General features: G+C 45.5%; 20 protein-coding genes and 1 pseudogene. 7 read left to right on the top strand and 14 right to left on the bottom strand.

Annotated elements, in window-relative coordinates; translation table 11 throughout:
- Positions 1–14: 14 nt before the first annotated feature.
- Both mciZ and SB658_RS03985 read left to right on the top strand, forming a co-directional pair.
- The gene (mciZ, locus tag SB658_RS03990; protein ID WP_003230420.1) at positions 15–137 is read left to right on the top strand and encodes a Z-ring formation inhibitor MciZ; all 123 of its coding nucleotides are present in this window, start codon (positions 15–17) and stop codon (positions 135–137) included.
- Positions 138–199: 62 nt separating this feature from the next.
- On the top strand, positions 200–1,120 hold the full coding sequence (locus SB658_RS03985; RefSeq protein ID WP_033884657.1) for an aldo/keto reductase: 921 nt from the start codon (positions 200–202) through the stop codon (positions 1,118–1,120).
- 31 nt (positions 1,121–1,151) lie between these two features.
- Here the strand turns inward: SB658_RS03985 and SB658_RS03980 are convergent, their stop codons facing one another.
- Positions 1,152–1,376 carry a YqkE family protein gene (locus SB658_RS03980; RefSeq protein ID WP_003230416.1) on the bottom strand — a complete coding sequence of 75 codons (225 nt, stop codon included), beginning with the start codon at positions 1,374–1,376 and terminating at the stop codon, positions 1,152–1,154.
- Positions 1,377–1,535: 159 nt separating this feature from the next.
- Between SB658_RS03980 and SB658_RS03975 the strand changes: the two genes are divergently transcribed.
- Positions 1,536–2,444 (top strand): alpha/beta hydrolase, encoded by a 909-nt coding sequence (locus SB658_RS03975; RefSeq protein WP_046160554.1) that lies wholly within the window; start codon positions 1,536–1,538, stop codon positions 2,442–2,444.
- A 48-nt stretch (positions 2,445–2,492) separates the two neighbouring features.
- On the opposite strand, the gene SB658_RS03970 is transcribed toward SB658_RS03975, so the two are convergent.
- From SB658_RS03970 to SB658_RS03940, 7 genes and pseudogenes are all read right to left on the bottom strand, one after another.
- Positions 2,493–2,732, bottom strand: a complete 240-nt coding sequence (locus SB658_RS03970) for a YqkC family protein (protein ID WP_003230411.1) — start codon at positions 2,730–2,732, stop codon at positions 2,493–2,495.
- Between the two features lie 12 nt (positions 2,733–2,744).
- Complete coding sequence (locus tag SB658_RS03965; RefSeq protein ID WP_003226552.1) at positions 2,745–3,068, bottom strand: iron-sulfur cluster biosynthesis family protein; 324 nt, start codon at positions 3,066–3,068, stop codon at positions 2,745–2,747.
- Positions 3,065–4,096, bottom strand: a complete 1,032-nt coding sequence (locus SB658_RS03960) for a bifunctional GNAT family N-acetyltransferase/GrpB family protein (RefSeq protein WP_033884658.1) — start codon at positions 4,094–4,096, stop codon at positions 3,065–3,067. Before SB658_RS03960 ends, SB658_RS03965 begins: the two co-directional genes overlap by 4 nt.
- Positions 4,089–4,434: pseudogene (locus SB658_RS03955) on the bottom strand (antibiotic biosynthesis monooxygenase family protein). Before SB658_RS03955 ends, SB658_RS03960 begins: the two are co-directional and overlap by 8 nt.
- 9 nt (positions 4,435–4,443) lie before the next feature.
- Positions 4,444–4,914, bottom strand: a complete 471-nt coding sequence (locus tag SB658_RS03950; RefSeq protein ID WP_004398668.1) for a GNAT family N-acetyltransferase — start codon at positions 4,912–4,914, stop codon at positions 4,444–4,446.
- 185 nt (positions 4,915–5,099) lie between these two features.
- Positions 5,100–5,438 (bottom strand): YolD-like family protein, encoded by a 339-nt coding sequence (locus tag SB658_RS03945; protein ID WP_004398477.1) that lies wholly within the window; start codon positions 5,436–5,438, stop codon positions 5,100–5,102.
- The gene (locus SB658_RS03940) at positions 5,435–6,673 is read right to left on the bottom strand and encodes a DNA polymerase IV (RefSeq protein ID WP_010886562.1); all 1,239 of its coding nucleotides are present in this window, start codon (positions 6,671–6,673) and stop codon (positions 5,435–5,437) included. The genes SB658_RS03945 and SB658_RS03940 overlap by 4 nt, the downstream gene beginning before the upstream one ends.
- A gap of 165 nt (positions 6,674–6,838) precedes the next feature.
- Between SB658_RS03940 and SB658_RS03935 the strand changes: the two genes are divergently transcribed.
- The 3 genes from SB658_RS03935 to SB658_RS03925 all read left to right on the top strand — a co-directional run bounded on the left by SB658_RS03935 (position 6,839) and on the right by SB658_RS03925 (position 9,030).
- The gene (locus SB658_RS03935; RefSeq protein ID WP_004398642.1) at positions 6,839–7,045 is read left to right on the top strand and encodes a YqzH family protein; all 207 of its coding nucleotides are present in this window, start codon (positions 6,839–6,841) and stop codon (positions 7,043–7,045) included.
- Positions 7,046–7,588: 543 nt separating this feature from the next.
- Positions 7,589–8,821, top strand: a complete 1,233-nt coding sequence (locus SB658_RS03930; protein ID WP_038429267.1) for an MDR family MFS transporter — start codon at positions 7,589–7,591, stop codon at positions 8,819–8,821.
- Positions 8,822–8,871: 50 nt separating this feature from the next.
- Entirely contained in the window at positions 8,872–9,030 is a 159-nt protein-coding gene (locus tag SB658_RS03925; RefSeq protein WP_004398585.1) for a hypothetical protein, read from the top strand.
- Here SB658_RS03925 and SB658_RS03920 read toward each other — a convergent pair.
- From SB658_RS03920 to SB658_RS03900, 5 genes are all read right to left on the bottom strand, one after another.
- Positions 9,027–9,413 carry a VOC family protein gene (locus tag SB658_RS03920; RefSeq protein ID WP_080287617.1) on the bottom strand — a complete coding sequence of 129 codons (387 nt, stop codon included), beginning with the start codon at positions 9,411–9,413 and terminating at the stop codon, positions 9,027–9,029. The genes SB658_RS03925 and SB658_RS03920 overlap by 4 nt on opposite strands.
- A gap of 4 nt (positions 9,414–9,417) precedes the next feature.
- A complete protein-coding gene (gene coaA, locus SB658_RS03915) occupies positions 9,418–10,377 on the bottom strand; it encodes a type I pantothenate kinase (RefSeq protein WP_003245966.1) in 960 nt (319 codons plus the stop codon).
- Between the two features lie 71 nt (positions 10,378–10,448).
- A complete protein-coding gene (gene dsdA, locus SB658_RS03910) occupies positions 10,449–11,795 on the bottom strand; it encodes a D-serine ammonia-lyase (RefSeq protein ID WP_038429268.1) in 1,347 nt (448 codons plus the stop codon).
- Positions 11,796–11,870: 75 nt separating this feature from the next.
- Positions 11,871–12,650: an SDR family oxidoreductase gene (locus SB658_RS03905; RefSeq protein WP_015483409.1), complete on the bottom strand. Its 780-nt coding sequence runs from the start codon at positions 12,648–12,650 to the stop codon at positions 11,871–11,873.
- A 5-nt stretch (positions 12,651–12,655) separates the two neighbouring features.
- Positions 12,656–13,615: an MBL fold metallo-hydrolase gene (locus SB658_RS03900; RefSeq protein WP_038429269.1), complete on the bottom strand. Its 960-nt coding sequence runs from the start codon at positions 13,613–13,615 to the stop codon at positions 12,656–12,658.
- A gap of 404 nt (positions 13,616–14,019) precedes the next feature.
- On the opposite strand from SB658_RS03900, the gene proC reads away from it, so the two are divergent.
- Positions 14,020–14,856, top strand: a complete 837-nt coding sequence (gene proC, locus SB658_RS03895; RefSeq protein ID WP_029317946.1) for a pyrroline-5-carboxylate reductase — start codon at positions 14,020–14,022, stop codon at positions 14,854–14,856.
- Positions 14,857–14,895: 39 nt separating this feature from the next.
- Here proC and SB658_RS03890 read toward each other — a convergent pair whose 3' ends face one another.
- Positions 14,896–16,539: a M20/M25/M40 family metallo-hydrolase gene (locus tag SB658_RS03890; protein ID WP_144500722.1), complete on the bottom strand. Its 1,644-nt coding sequence runs from the start codon at positions 16,537–16,539 to the stop codon at positions 14,896–14,898.
- Between the last annotated feature and the right edge of the window lie 100 nt (positions 16,540–16,639).

Raw genomic sequence — 16,639 nt, 5'->3', positions numbered from 1 at the left:
AAGGGGGCTTCTTCGTGAAAGTGCACCGCATGCCAAAAGGTGTTGTCTTAGTCGGAAAAGCATGGGAAATTCGGGCGAAGTTAAAAGAGTATGGACGCACATTTCAATATGTGAAAGATTGGATCTCAAAGCCATAAAAGTTGAAACTTTAGCTCCTTTATATTACGGTCAATACAAAGCCTAAAAAAGGAGTGTGCACATGAAAAAGCGCAAATTGGGTACATCTGATTTAGACATTAGTGAAGTCGGACTCGGCTGTATGTCTCTTGGAACTGAAAAAAACAAAGCATTGTCCATTCTGGATGAAGCGATCGAGCTTGGCATCAACTATTTGGATACAGCGGATTTGTATGACCGGGGACGCAACGAAGAAATTGTCGGTGATGCGATCCAAAACAGACGCCAGGATATTATACTGGCAACAAAAGCGGGAAACCGTTGGGATGACGGAAGCGAGGGCTGGTATTGGGACCCTTCAAAAGCTTACATAAAAGAGGCTGTAAAAAAGAGCCTTACACGGCTGAAAACAGATTATATCGACCTTTATCAGCTTCACGGCGGCACGATAGAGGACAACATTGATGAAACGATCGAAGCGTTTGAGGAATTAAAACAAGAAGGTGTCATCCGCTACTACGGCATTTCTTCCATCCGCCCGAATGTGATTAAAGAATATGTAAAAAAATCAAACATCGTCAGCATTATGATGCAATTCAGCCTGTTTGACAGACGCCCTGAGGAATGGCTCCCGCTTTTAGAGGAACATCAAATCAGCGTAGTCGCCAGAGGTCCTGTTGCCAAAGGGCTCTTAACTGAAAAACCGCTTGATCAAGCTTCAGACAGTATGAAACAAAACGGGTACTTGTCCTATTCATTCGAGGAACTGACAAATGCCCGCAAGGCAATGGAGGAAGTGGCTCCCGATCTTTCCATGACAGAAAAGTCGCTGCAGTATCTGCTAGCACAGCCGGCTGTCGCTTCAGTGATTACAGGCGCCAGTAAGATTGAGCAGTTACGGGAAAATATTCAGGCAGCAAATGCACGGCGTTTAACCGAGGAGGAAATCAAAGCGCTCCAATCTCATACGAAACAAGACATTTACAAAGCTCATCGCTCATAGCAGAAAAACCAGCACCCGTACAGGTGCTGGTTTATTTATATTGATGCCAATCCATTTGGCTTTCATTTAGGAGTTCTTCAAAGCTCTTATTTTTTTCGATCTCTTTTTTCTTTCTGATCTGTTCTGCTTTTTCTCTTTCCTGCCTCTTTTCATCCTCTTCCTTCAATTGGCTCTTCATCTCCATAAGCTTTGCTTTGATATCGGATTGAAGGCCGTCTTTTAGCTGGTGTTTGTCAGCGGATTTTTGTTTTTTCATTCAGACTTCCCCCATGTTTTGTTTTGAAGACAGTTTATCACGGAGCATATACACTGAACAAGCAGACTCTCTTCTGGTCACTTTCTCAGCGGAGCGGTGTTTAGGTATAATGATTTTAAACACGAATTACCTATATTTAGTTGAAAGGTGCTGTGACTTTTGAAGAAAATCCTTTTGGCCATTGGCGCTCTCGTAACAGCTGTCATCGCAATCGGAATTGTTTTTTCAAATATGATTCTATTCATCAAGAAAAAAACGGATGAAGACATTATCAAAAGAGAGACAGACAACGGACATGATGTGTTTGAATCATTTGAACAAATGGAGAAAACCGCTTTTGTGATACCCTCCGCTTACGGGTACGACATAAAAGGATACCATGTCGCACCGCATGACACACCAAATACCATCATCATCTGCCACGGGGTAACCATGAATGTGCTGAATTCTCTTAAGTATATGCATTTATTTCTTGATCTCGGCTGGAATGTGCTCATTTATGACCACCGCCGGCATGGCCAAAGCGGCGGAAAGACGACCAGCTACGGGTTTTACGAAAAGGATGATCTCAATAAGGTTGTCAGCTGGCTCAAAAACAAAACAAATCATCGCGGATTGATCGGAATTCATGGTGAGTCGATGGGGGCTGTGACCGCCCTGCTTTATGCTGGTGCACACTGCAGCGATGGCGCTGATTTTTATATTGCCGATTGTCCGTTCGCATGTTTTGATGAACAGCTTGCCTACCGGCTGAGAGCGGAATACAGGCTCCCGTCTTGGCCCCTGCTCCCTATCGCCGACTTCTTTTTGAAGCTGAGGGGCGGCTATCGCGCACGCGAAGTATCTCCGCTTGCTGTCATTGATAAAATCGAAAAGCCGGTCCTCTTTATTCACAGTAAGGATGATGACTACATTCCTGTTTCTTCGACCGAGCGGCTTTATGAAAAGAAACGCGGGCCGAAAGCGCTGTACATTGCCGAGAACGGTGAACACGCCATGTCATATACCAAAAATCGGGATACGTACCGAAAAACAGTGCAGGAGTTTTTAGACAACATGAATGATTAAACAGAATAAAAAAGCGAAAGGCCTCTTCGGCTCTTTCGCTTTTTTATGTTACAGAACGTCGGTAATGCCATCCATATTTTCTCTGATCCATTCAATCGCAAGATCTATCGTTGTAAACTCCTGCGTCTCGAAGGTCATTTCATCCTGCAATAGCCAGACATCTTTCTTGATGGACTCTGCTCCTCCGATTGACCAGTGAAGCAAGGTATAGGGATGGTTTTGATTCAGGAAGGATACCCACGTTTTATTTTGTGCTGTGTTCTTCATTGCCTTCAGCTTTTGTTCCACGTTTCGCGTCTCCTACTTTACTAATATGCTCATTCTGGGGCTGAGCATTTCAGCCGGGCTTTTCAGCGCCAATGTTTTGGCTTTTTCATTGTAATCGATCGTCATTTGATCGTCAAAAAACACTTTTTGCGACGATTGGATATACAGCGGAATGCCGTTCGTTTCCAGCTGCTCGCACTGTCCCGTTAATTCTTCTGCCAGCCAGATTGTCGGGACACCGCTTACCGCGCAGCCGCATCCTTCTGCATCGTAACGAAGCTGGGCTTTTTTTCCCGGGTTGGCGTCAAACGCCTGCTGCAGTGCCTGTTTTGCTGCATCTGTCACATGTATGTTCATAAGGTGAAACCCCCGTTTTCATCATTTTCGCTATTGTAGCATACAATACTGCCATTCGCATTGTTTCTGCCTTTTTTCCACCGCTTCGCATTTTCTTCTGCAGTCTTGATCCACTCATCTTTCCCTTGTATATACTGATTGATGCTGTCAGGGTGCTGGGCCGCCAGCTGTTTTTTGAGAACGGCGTATTCTTTCGCTATGTTTGGATGAGCTCTGAGATAATCTCTGAATAACAGATGCCTTTCAATAGCAGGGTTTCCCTGTTCGTACATATGGACATGATGAGTGCGTTTATTTCCGCCCTTTTGGAAATAACGCCTGCCCGCTATACCGTTCTCACCTTTTGGTGTATAGCCGTTGGCCTTCATTTGTTCATCAAATTGGCTCACGGCTTCAATGCTTCTGACTTCAATTAACATATCAATGATTGGCTTCGCTGCCATGTTAGGTATTGATGTGCTTCCGATGTGATGAATAGCGATAATCTCCGGCCCGAACACAAGTTTCAGCCGTTCTTTTTCTTCATCGAAACATTCTGCCCATTTTTCGTTGTAGAGAATGATCTCAACTTTTCTTTTCGGATACAAATGAAAGACCGACAGCAATAGACCCTGCGCTGCTTTGACGGTTTCTGCCTTTTGGAATCCGGCCTGTGTATAGAGTGACACAGCCGGGGTATTGTTCTCGGCTGTGACTACTTCGATTTTCTCAGCGTCTTTATTATGATCAATGACAAATTGCAGAAGCGCTCGTCCAATTCCTTTTCTGAAACCGTCAGGATGCACAACAAGCCTGCAAATGGTGAGATAATGCATGTTTTTCTCATATGAAATGACACCGATCAGCTTGCCGTTTTTCCGATATCCCGCAAACCGCTCATGGGATGCTTGAATATCCTTCACCTTCTCTTGTAAAGCGGGAATACCGTCAAAACCGATAATCTCTGTTTCCTTTATGTAGGCGGGGATCTGTACGGCTAAAATCTCACGCGCTATAGTGTCTTCCTTATGCTGGAGAAATTCAATCATTCGTGTTCCTCCTGAAACAGCCGCTGTCTTTCGACTTTTGCGACGCGGACTGCATACGACTCGTACCAAAGGCTTTTTCCTTTTTCTTTTGCCGCTTGATGTTCAGTGTGATGCTTCCAATGGTTAATTGCGTCCATACTGTCCCAATAGGAAACTGTGATGCCCCTTCCATCCGCTTCACGTACGCTTTCCACGCCTAAAAATCCAGGCTGATCCGCCGCAAGCGATACCATCCGCTCCGCTGTTTCTTCATATCCTGTGTCATTTTCGCTTTTGACAGAAGAAAAAATGACTGCATAGTAAGGAGGCTCAGGTGTTTTTGATAAAAAATCCATCATATTTCCCCCTCATATGTTTTTGACAAACAGTACCCTGTCTTGGCCCGGGCCATCATAGTTTGCAAACACTGAGATGCCATTTACCGTTTTGGTGCCCTTTTCAATATCAAACCCCAATTTTGTGTGATATGCGATTGATACCTTATTCACAGGTGAAGTGACACACTTCACCCGGGTGCAGCCCCTTTGTTTTACTGTTTCGATAAATACATCATACAATTGTTTCCCAATTTGCATTTTTCTGAAATCCGGATGCACACCGGAAAAATGAATGTACGCCGTTTCAGGATCGGATTGCGATTGAAATCCGATTAAAAATCCCGTCATGCTGTTATGTTCGGATGTAATAAAGCTTGTGTCCTGAAAATGCTCAAAAAATAGTCTCGGCAATTTTTCTTTCAGCTGTCTGCCGCCCCACCATTCATTCAGTACAGACGTTACCATTTCATAATCTGAAGACGTGATTGTTCGAATATCCATTACGATTTGATCTCCCTCCGTCTGGCAAAACGAATGTCAGCTCTTTTTCTCACAATATAAAAATTATATTTTGCCTGGCTGGAATTGTAAATGCCTTCTTTCCTGTATCATACGTTTCCAGACTGCCGAGGGAACAATGTTTGATCATTTTACGCCTATTTCTCCCCCAAACAGGAGGAGAGACTTTACAGCACAATATCAAGCACTTGATCAAGTTTCAGCTTATAAAGCTGATCCTCGTCTCCTTTTATCCATACTGCTTTTTCAAACTCTTCATACCGGCAGATTTTCCCGGTGCAGCAGACAATCTCACCGTCCTGAAAGCAGCTGACAGTGATATCCTGAGCAAACTCCATCGCGGCGCAAAGCGTTTGATTCATCTCTTCCAGCTTATCGGGGTCAAGGATCGGCTTTTGCAGCTTCTGTTTAAGTCGCTTTCTCTCCAGCAGGCTTTGCTTATGTTCCGGCAGAAACATCCTGCTCCCTTCCCACAGCAGGTTGCCCCTTTTTAAATGGTCGTTCATTTATAATGCCCCCCTATTTTAGCCGCACGTTCAAATGCCTGGCCTGCCGCTGTCAGTGACGCCGCCCTGATGATTGCTGTATCGCCGAATCGATTTTTAATGCCATCCATCACATAGCCTAGGCTCATTTTCTTTGCATAATCCTGAAATAAATTGAGCTGCCATATGTCATCAGATGAGAGCTGAGACAGATTGACACCGAGGCGGCGGACGGGTTTCCCGTCCCAAAATGTAAGAAACAGCCGTCGTACAGCCTCATATACATCCTGCGTAGAATTAGTCGGCTCTGCCAGCTTCACTTGCCGGTTGAAGCCCGTCGGCCAATCAAAATCAGCACCCCGGCAGCTCACTGACACTGTCTGCCCCATGACCCCGGCGTTTCGGCTTCGCCTGCACACCTCTTCACTCAGCTCAAGCAATACGACCTTGATTTCTTTGTCAAAGTGTTCGTAGTCTCTCGGGAGAGTCATTCCATGACCTATCGCCTTTTGCCCGTCCAGAGACGAAGTTGACACAGGGGAATAGTCGATTCCGTTTGCCGTCATCCACAGCACGTGGCCGTTAATGCCCCATTTCTTTTTTAAAAGATCGAGCGGAAAAGCCGCGAGCCCGCCGATCGTGCTGATGCCCATTCGATTTAAATGATGCTTCATGCGGCTCCCGACGCCAAACATGCTGCCCACCGGGAGCGGCCACATTTCGGTTTTCATATTTTCTTTCGTTAAGGTAAAAATACCGTTCTTATTCTTTTTGGCAAAATTGTCACACGCAATTTTGGCCAGCGCTTTGTTAGGGCCGATTCCGACCCGTGCATAAACGCCGATCTCCCGCATGATTCTGCCCTGAATGCTTTTCGCGATCTCCATCGGCGTCCCAAACAGCTTCTGGCTGCCTGTAATGTCCATGAACTGTTCATCGATGGAATACGGCTCCACAAGGTCTGTATACTCCTCGAGAATGGCCGTAATTTGCAGTGATACATCAATATACCGCTGCATACGCGGCCGGAGCACAACAGCCTCAGGACACTTTTCCTGCGCCTCCCACAGCCGTGAAGCATTCACCACACCCTTTTGTTTCGCCAGCGGGCAGGCAGCCAATACGACTCCGCCCCTTTTTTCAGGGTCACCCGAAACAATGACGGGCCTATTTTTCAAATGTGGATTTTCCGCTTTCTCTACAGATGCATAAAACGATTGCATGTCAACGAGAAAAATCACTTTTTCTTTCATCATACACACCTCTAAAAAGAACTTATGTTCGCTTTTCATTATATGCGAAAGTATGTTCGTTTTATACTGGTAAATGATTCTTGTCTGACAGAAAATATGATCCAAGGGTTTGAGAGAAGAAAAACATTTAGTAGAATAAAAGCGAAGCATAAGGATAGGAGAGTCATGATGGAGAAATTTGTCGAAAAAATGCTGGGACAGGCATTGCGGCAATACGGCAGAAACGTTGCTATAGATCCGTTAAGCCCGTATGAAAAACAAAGCCTGAAAGCGGCTCTACAAGAGAGACGGAATGAAGAACCAGATGAGGATTTGCATGCGCATATAGAAGATATCATTTATGACTATGTCACAAACCAAGGCCTGTTCTCTTAAACGCATGACTGTCAGTCTTTCAGCCGCTGATGCGGCTTCCCTTTGAAAACACCGCCTGAAACAAATAAACAGTCTCAGGCTTACAGAAAAAGCAGGATTTTCTCACGCTCCATAGATTCATATGGCCTGGCGTAAAATTCCCCCTCAGAACTCGCGCAAAACGGAATAAGCTGTCCATGATCACGCGTATACACTTTTTCGAAGAGATGTGCTCTCTTGTTCTGTCATGAGGCCCATGCCGGTTTTCAGCGTACATCTTGATCTCATAGCCGGTTTCACTGCCGATATGATCCACGTCCTGGCGGCTTAAACTCTTTTAATGTTTCAAACACACCCTCACTGAAATCGGACATCCCGTCATTTTCCTTCTTTCAAGATGTAAACTCCGTCAGCCACACGCATCCTCAACGCAAAGTATATTGCCATCCATACAATCAGGCATACTACATGTCAATAACGAAATATTTTGAACGATCTATTGGAGAAGGAAATTTTTTCATATATGATAGAGAAAGATCATACATACAGGAGAGAATATAATTCATGAAGAAATGGAAAGATATCCACCCGATCAGCTGGACAATTATAATCGGAACCATTTTCGGCAGAATGGCAACATCGATGAGCATTCCTTTTTTAGCGATTTATTTGACAGCCGTCCAAGGCGCATCAGCTTCCTATGCAGGGCTGGTCATCGCCGCGAGCTCATCAGTCGGCATCCTCGCAAGCTTTTACGGCGGATATATCTCAGATAAATTCGGCAGAAAAAACATGATGCTTGTATCAATTTTCGGATGGATGCTGGTATTTGCAGGCTTTGCGGCGGCATCTCATCTCTGGGTGTTTTTTGTAGTTAACGCATTAAACGGTCTTTGCAAATCACTGTTTGAGCCCGCTTCAAAGGCCTTGCTGTCTGATATGACAGAAGAAAAAACGAGACTGCTAGTTTTTAATTTACGCTATGCGGCTATTAATATCGGCGTTGTCTTCGGACCTGTGCTTGGCCTATATTTCGGCTCATCGCAATCGACTACGCCCTTTTTGGTGCCTGCAGTCATTTACGGACTATACGGAATTGTGCTTGCCCTCCAATTTAAAAAACATCCATCCTTATCAGCACCAGCCCAGTCCCGAAATATGAGCGTGCGGGAAGCGTTTATGGTCACGCAAAAGGATTATCTTTTTACCATTGCTTTGGTCGGCATTACGCTATGCACCTTCGGCTACTCACAATTCAGTTCCACATTCCCTCAGTATATGGCGCAGAACCCCTTGATCGACAATGGAACGAAGCTGTATGGGCTGATGCTGACATTAAACGCAATCGTTGTGTTGGCGACGCAATTTCCCATTGTCCATTTTGCAAAACGTTTTTCGCCGCTTTGTTCTCTTATGCTCGGTAATGTGATGGTTAGTATCAGCATGGCCATTTTTACCGTATCACACGGTGTTCCTTCAATTGTGATGATTGTCATCACATTTACAATCGGCGAAGTGCTTTTATTCTCTATGATGGATTTGTATGTAGACCAGATTGCAAAACCAGGATTAAAAGGCACTTATTTCGGGGCAATCGGTTTTTCACAGCTCGGAAACGTCATCGGCCCTTGGGTCGGGGGGATATGTATAGACCTGTTTGGCGCTGGCCGGCCGATTTATATTTTTTCTGTCCTGAGCGGCATTACCCTGCTCGGCCTGCCATTTTTAGCGTTCGCCTATCGGCAAATGAAAACAGAGACCACAAAACACCGTTCCCGTCTGGAAAAGCCGCTTTAAATAAAAAACGGAAGAGAATGAAACTCTCCCGCAAACATGAGGTGAAGAACATGAATATAGGTGATGTGATGTTTCAGCTGTTTGTATTTATTATATTTGCCGCTGTCGTCTTTGCGGCTGTTACAGGCTTCAAGTATGCGAAAAACCGAAAAGCGCAGCTGGATCGCATTGAGAAAAAGCTGAACAGCCTGTCCGAAGATCACGATTAACAGCTTGGGGCAACGAGCTCTACCTTAATCCGGTCCGGATCCTCACAATAGACTGCATAATGCCCGTCTCCTCCGGCAAAAGGATGCCTGTCTCGGTACAACACACGATAACCTTTTGCCGTCAATTTTTCAGTCATCTGATCGACTTGAAGCTTGGATTCAGCATGAAATGCGAGATGGTTCAGACCGACTCGGCATCTATGGTATTCCGGCTCTAGAAATGGCTCTTTCGCCTGCACAATCACTAGGTAAAAACGATCTTTCTTCCAGCTGATGCCTGAGCTCCATTTTTGATACTCTTTATAGCCAAGTTCTTTTAAGAACCAGCCCCAAAACCGCCTAGACGCCTCCAAATCAGAGACATACAGTTCAATATGATGCACAATTTCATACCCTCCTTACCAGCACTTCCTCGACCTTATGCCCGTCTCCCTTACGCAAAATGAGATCTGACCTGAATTTAGTCGGCAAAATATTTTCATATAAATTCGGCCGGTTGACACTCTCCCAAATCGAGGCTGCCATCTCGTCAGCCTCCTGATCAGACAAGTCTTTAAATTTATGAAAATATGAATCAGGATTTTGAAAAGCAGTTTCCCGAAGCAGGCGAAAACGCTCTAAATACCAAGTGAAAATCCGGCTTTCCTCCGCATCCACATAAATCGAAAAATCAAAGAAATCGGAAACAAAAATACGCGGGTTTTCCCGGTCATCCTCCAAGGTGGGCGACTGAAGAACATTAATGCCTTCAATAATCACAATATCCGCCTGTTCTACAACCTCGAACACACCTTCCTCGCGGTCATAGGTTAGATGGGAATACACCGGGGCCTTTACGCTGTCCTTTCCTGATTTTAAGTCATTCAAAAATTCGAGCAGCGCCTTTACATCATAGCTTTCAGGAAACCCTTTTCTAGACATCATATTTTTCTTTTTCAGCTCGGCAGTAGGAAATAAAAAACCATCTGTCGTGATAAGGCTCACTTTTGGACGGTCAGGCAAACGCGAAAGCAGCTTCTGCAAGATCCGCGCCGTCGTGCTTTTTCCGACTGCGACACTGCCGGCAATGCCGATAATAAACGGAATTTTGGCTGAATGTGGGTGCTTCAAAAAAACATTGACATGCTTATTGCGTTCAGCCGCAGACTTGACATGTAAATGAAGCAAGCGAACAAGCGGAATATAGATCGTCTCCACTTCTTCAACAGATAGATAATCATTCAATCCTTCCACAGCTTTTGCCTCTTCTTCAGATACAGCAATCGACAAATGCCCCCCAAAACCAGACCAAGACTCCCGATTGTGCTGTGTATATAAAGTATGTAGGTTAAGTTCTTTATTTTTCACTGTTTACACCTGACTCTCTGTAGGTTAAAACCCTTACAAAGATTGTAACGGAAAACCTTTTCACTGTCTGCTTATTTTTCATTTCGTTTTTTTAGCAAATCAGCACCGATTCGGTTATACGCAGCCATTTCATCTTTTGGAACCATGCTTCCTCCCGTTCCCCAGACGACATGTACGGCATGTTCCACCTTATATTTCTGAGCATAGCGCCTTCCCTCTTCTGTCGAAAAAAGCTGAACCGGCCCGAACATGCCGGCAAGAGCAGAGGGCTCTAAATATTTATCTTCAGATACAGCCAGCATATGAAGCAAAGTATAAAGCGTATTGTCCTCTACCGTATAACAGCCGCTCAGAAGCGGTTCAATCAGCTTGCCGACAAATCCTGACGGCCTCCCTACGGCAAGTCCGTCAGCAGCCGTCTGATTATCCAGGCCGATATCCTGGACGGAGATCTTCTCGTGAAGTCCTGAATAAAGCCCTAACAGCATACAAGGTGAATGAGTTGGTTCTGCGAAAAACACATGAACATGATCTCCGTATAAAAGCTTCAGCCCAAATGCTACACCGCCCGGTCCTCCGCCGACTCCGCACGGCAGATACACAAACAAGGGCGTCTCAAGACTTGGCTTTATATTCATACAGTCAAGCTGTGTTTTTAATCGGCTTGCGGCAACAGCATATCCTAAGAACAGCTGACGAGAATGTTCATCATCAATAAAATAACAGAATGGATCTTGTTCCGCCTGCCGTCTCCCCTCGTTCACCGCTTCGCTGTAATCTGTTTCGTACTCCATAACAGTGACTCCCTTTTGGCGGAGGAGATCCTTTTTCCACTGCTTAGCATCGGCGGACATATGCACTGTCACGCGAAAGCCGAGTGCCGCGCCGATGATGCCGATGCTTAAACCCAGGTTTCCTGTCGAACCGACAGCAATCGAATAGCGGGAGAAAAACCCGGCAAACCGCTCTTCCTGTAAGATGCGGTAATCATCGGTTTCCTGAAGCATCCCTTCTTGAAGCGCGAGATTTTCAGCATGCTTTAACACTTCATAAATCCCGCCCCTCGCTTTAATCGATCCTGAAATCGGAAGCTCATGGTCGCACTTTAAAAGCCATCTTCCGGGAAATGGCTGCTGATATGCCGCTTCCAGCTTTCCCTTCATATGCTGCACCTCAAAAAGCGGAGACTCGATGATTCCTTTAGCGCCTTTCGTCTCAGGAAACACCTCGGCAATGTAAGGTGCAAACCGCCGCATTCTTTTTTCCGCTTCCGCTATCTCGGTTGCCCACTCATCTGCACGGGGTATTGGCCCCTCTTTCTTGCCTGAATTTGCCCAGAATACAGGCTCTGCATCAATCAGTTTCTGAATAAACGGATCTTTAAGCAGAGCATGAAGGACTTCTGAATGAACTGACATTCAACAATCTCTCCCTTCCACTATCAAAAACTGCCTCGTGAGAAACAAGCCACTCCACCACAGGCAGTTCCATCATTATTTTTTCATGAGCGCGCGTCCTGCCAGCTTTTCTACAAGAGCTGGAAACAGCTGATACAGCTTAGTGCCGGCATTCATTAAACGCGGAAGATTGATCTCCCGCTTTTTCGTAAAAATTGCAGCTGTAATTTGAGCTGCCACGTCATCAGGATCAAGCATCCAGCGGCCGACATTTTTGGCGTAGTCCCCGCCTTTATCAGCAATGGAAAAAAAGTCCGTCTGAATCGGGCCCGGGTTGACTGTTGTCACATAAATGCCGGTTCCCGAAAGCTCCATCCGCAAAGCGTTTGAGTAACCTAACACGGCATGTTTGGTCGCGGAATAAAGGCTAGACTTCGGTGTTGCGATTTTCCCCGCTTGAGAGGCGATATTGATGATATGGCCCTTTTTTTGCTCAAGCATTTGCGGAAGCACCGCTTTTGTACAGGCGATCAGGCCGAAGACATTCACATCAAACATCGCTTTCATGTCATCCAATGTAGAGTCTAAAACCGTTTCAAATATACCGAAGCCCGCATTGTTAATCAGTACATCAACCGAGCCGATCTGATCGCGGACCCGGGCGATATCCTCTAGGCGGCCGACATCCAGAGGAAAAATCTCACACTGTCCGCTCCATTCCTCGGTTATTTTCCTTTTGATTTCTATCAAACGATCCTCGCGTCTAGCCGACAGCAGGACATGGGCTCCTTCAGCTGCGCATAAGTATGCGATTCTTTCACCAAGCCCTCCTGAAGCGCCGGTTATCCAAATCCTTTTTCCCGCTATATGTTTCACCCATTTCACCTCTTCATTGTTTTAAAGTATGCGGTATTTCCTTCCCAATATGACGTAATGGCTTCTTCAGCCTCTAACACATCAAGGTGACCTGCCGTTTCTGACATCGTTAAAAACAATTCCTTTTCATATACAGCAGGAAAAAGCTGCTGACAGACCTGAAAAGCGGTCATCGGCTTTTCATCCAGCATGCGACGAACATCCTCCGTCCTGTTCCTCTGCTTGTCAAAACGCTTCTCAATCAGCGCTTGTACACTGGTGATAGGCTCGCCGTGACCAGGAAATACGATTGTTGGATCAAGTTGAGACAGCCTTCGCAATGACCGCTGATAATCCACTAAAGGCTTTGACCTAACGTCTCCCGCTTTCGGCGCTTCCAAAATCGGATTAGACGAGCTGTTTGCCAGCAGTAGATCGCCGCCAAGCATCCTTCCGCTTTTTTCATGGAACAGAACGATATGCGATTCAGCATGTCCAGGCATCTCCAACACAGACCAGCCCTCAAGCCCATCTATGCCCATACCTTCTCTGATTGATTTTGTCAGAGATCTCGTACAGGAAAATGCGTACGCTGATCGAATCAGCTTTTCCGCCTTCCCCGTATCAAATGGAACGCCTAATTCAGGCAGCAGCTTTTGAAAAAAACGTTTTTGCCAATCCATAAAGGCTTGATTTCGGCTGATATAAGGTTCGTTGAATGTATGCCCAATCACTTCGATTTCATCTGAAAAGACATCAAGCAAGCCTGCATGATCAGCATGATGGTGAGTCAGTACAACCTGCTCGATATCTGACATTTTCACATTTACAGCGGCAAGCTGCTCTTGTAGGGCTCTGGCAGCCTCTTTTGTATTCGGCCCGGCATCGATAAGTGTCAGTGCTTCACCTTTTACGAGGTAAACGATAACATCGCCGACAGCAAACGGCGTCGGGACGCGGATCGCAATTACATCTTCAGTTGTCATCCTTTCGCTCCTTGTCTTCATTCATTATTCATATTTTAGCTTTTTCTCGGTCTTGTGTCATTATTGCAGAATGAGAACAAACCTTTTTGAAAAAGCTATTGACATTAGCTTGTCCGCCATTGCATAATGAACAACAAACTAAAACGAGAACCATTGGAACGCTATGACGAGGAATAGTATACAAGGCAATGGCCTAAGAGAGCGATACCCCCGGCTGAAAGGTGTTGCGGCCCGCTTGTTTGTAGAACCTGCCCTCAAGTCGCGGTTAGGAAAACCTAAACGTTTCCCGCGTTACGGGATTTGAGCTGAGCACAATTTGTGCTAATGAGGGTGGTACCGCGAACCTTTTCGTCCTTTACGTGATGAAAAGGTTTTTTTGTTGTTCTGATAGAAGGAGGATATCAATGAAAAAGATAGGATTTGTCGGCGCCGGGTCAATGGCAGAAGCAATGATCAACGGCATTTTGCAAAGCGGCATCACAAAACCAGAACATATCTATATTACAAATCGCTCAAATGACGAGCGTCTGATTGAATTAAAGGAAACGTACGGCGTGCGTCCATGCAGAGATAAAAATGAGTTTTTCACTCACACCAATATCATTATCCTCGCTTTCAAACCGAAAGACGCGGCGGAAAGCATCGACAGCATCCGGCCGTATATCAAGGACCAGCTTGTCATTTCAGTACTTGCAGGCCTTACCATCGAAACCATTCAGCATTATTTTGGCAGAAAGCTCGCAGTCATTCGCGTCATGCCTAATACATCAGCGGCAATCAGAAAATCAGCAACCGGATTTTCCGTAAGCACGGAAGCAAGCAAGAATGATATTATTGCCGCAAAAGCTCTATTGGAAACAATCGGTGATGCAACACTGGTTGAGGAGCGGCATCTTGACGCTGTCACTGCAATCGCAGGCAGCGGCCCGGCCTATGTGTATCGTTATATTGAGGCGATGGAAAAAGCGGCACAAAAAGTAGGATTAGATAAAGAAACGGCAAAAGCACTCATTTTGCAGACAATGGCAGGGGCAACAGATATGCTCCTTCAAAGCGGCAAACAGCCGGAAAAGCTGCGTAAAGAAATCACCAGTCCTGGGGGCACTACAGAGGCAGGTCTTCGCGCTTTACAGGACTCCCGCTTTGAAGAAGCAATTATTCACTGTATTGAAGAAACAGCTAAACGGAGCGCAGAAATCAAAGAACAGTTTGCCGGCGCCGCCTTAGAGAGACATTCTTAGATGTAAGACAAAAACAGAAGGCACAGTGCCTTCTGTTTTTTATTTTTCCCGCAGCAGCTGGCCGGCAGATTCTGATTGCTTTAATAGCGCGGAGATCGTAAATGAAAGCAAATCGGGAAGCACTTCAAAGGAATAAGGCATATACAATCTTTCCGTCCATTTATGCGGGTCTTTACCAGCCGGACCGACATTTAAAACCGGGACATATAAAGCCTGATTTTTACCGCTTGGCAATGAATATCCTCTGTTAAAGAGCGGCATATTGCTTGTGTATGCATCAACCTCCTGCTTTTCCAGCTGAAGATAACTCAAGTCGGAAAGTCCGGGGAAGTACTGAACCTCCTGTAATGCAATGCCGTATCGCTCAGCCGCATAATGCTTTAACTGTTCTGCTGTATTTCTGATCAATTGATCATCCTTTGAAGAAACAGCTGGATAAAGCGGCGGACTATAAAACAGAACGATGAGCGGCGCATCCTCCTTACAAAGTGAAGCAAGCTCAGAAACAATTTTCGTCGAAAAATCCCTATCTCCAAGCTCGCCCCTGTTAGCAAAGGCATAATTTAGAGCCCGCTCTGTTTCCGAGATCCCCGCACGCTTTTTTGCACGCGAGACCAGCTCATCAAATGTCAAAACAGTGACGTCCCGCTCAATCGGCTGAAATGGCTCAAATTGTTGAAAATCCTGTGTTTTCTTCCGAACGTTCGACATGATTTCCTCCGCCGCCTGTTCTGCTGTTTTAAGCAGCATCTGATGCAGCTCACTAGCTGAGCGTTTCATTGACAGCACATTAAATAATGTGACGGCTGTATGCGGTGTCTGGACTGAATATGCCTCTTTCAAGTCCTTTTGCATTAAGTTTACCGGCGGCGGAGTGACCTCGCCATCAACCTTTTCGCAATAATCAGCATTCAGTTCAAGCAAACGGTTAATCTCAGATACCATTAAATTTGCGTTTAGGCCTGAAAACGGCTCTCCAACATGTGTCTCAATCCCCTTGCAGAAAAAACCCGCAAGCACCTTGCCAATGCTTCCTGTATAAAAATATTGCTGCTGATCGCCGGGAAATTTTTCAAACATCGGTTCGGCATTCAGGCAAGCGGTTAATGTGATATCATGCTTTTTCTCCATCTCCTTCAATGCAGGAACCGCTTCAATCATGCCTCTTGAATTCACTTCCTCGTCCGGAACCGTTATCAACAGCAGATTGCCCTCAAAATGCCCGTTCATTGCCCTCTCCAGCATCGACAGTTGAACACAAAGCCCCGCTTTCATATCCATCGTCCCTCTTCCGAACAGCCAGTCTCCGCTTTCGGCATCTCTTCTCACACGTTCCGGGAGCAGCTCTTTTTTCTCTAAAAAGGAGCTCAAAAGCTCAGCAGGCTTGCAAGCCATATGTTTAAATTCGCCGTAATCTTCTATGTCAACGACATCAAAATGACTCAGCAGAAGCACTGTCTTTTTGACATTCTTCTTTTTGACTAGAGCCGTAAGAAAAGATCTGCCATCGTCCATCGGATGAAGTGTTACATCATCAGGGTGCTTTTGAAAATAGGGCTTGTCCTTCAAAATAAAATAAAGATACTCTGCAAGCGCTGCCTCGCCCTTTGAACCGGTGATGCTTTCGTATTGCACAAGAGAAGTTAAAAGTGCCAGCAATTCGTCCTTCGTCTGCCAATTCATTGATTCCGCCCCTCCTATGAATAAAAATGCTTCTATACTGAAAAATAAACTGATTTCTCGTCTATTATACAGAAATGTTTGACAAAAGCGGTTCATTTGA

The sequence above is a fragment of the Bacillus sp. SIMBA_008 genome, from assembly GCF_046535495.1.
GTDB classification, from domain to species: Bacteria; Bacillota; Bacilli; order Bacillales; family Bacillaceae; genus Bacillus; species Bacillus subtilis.
This window is presented reverse-complemented; position numbering and strand designations above follow the sequence as displayed.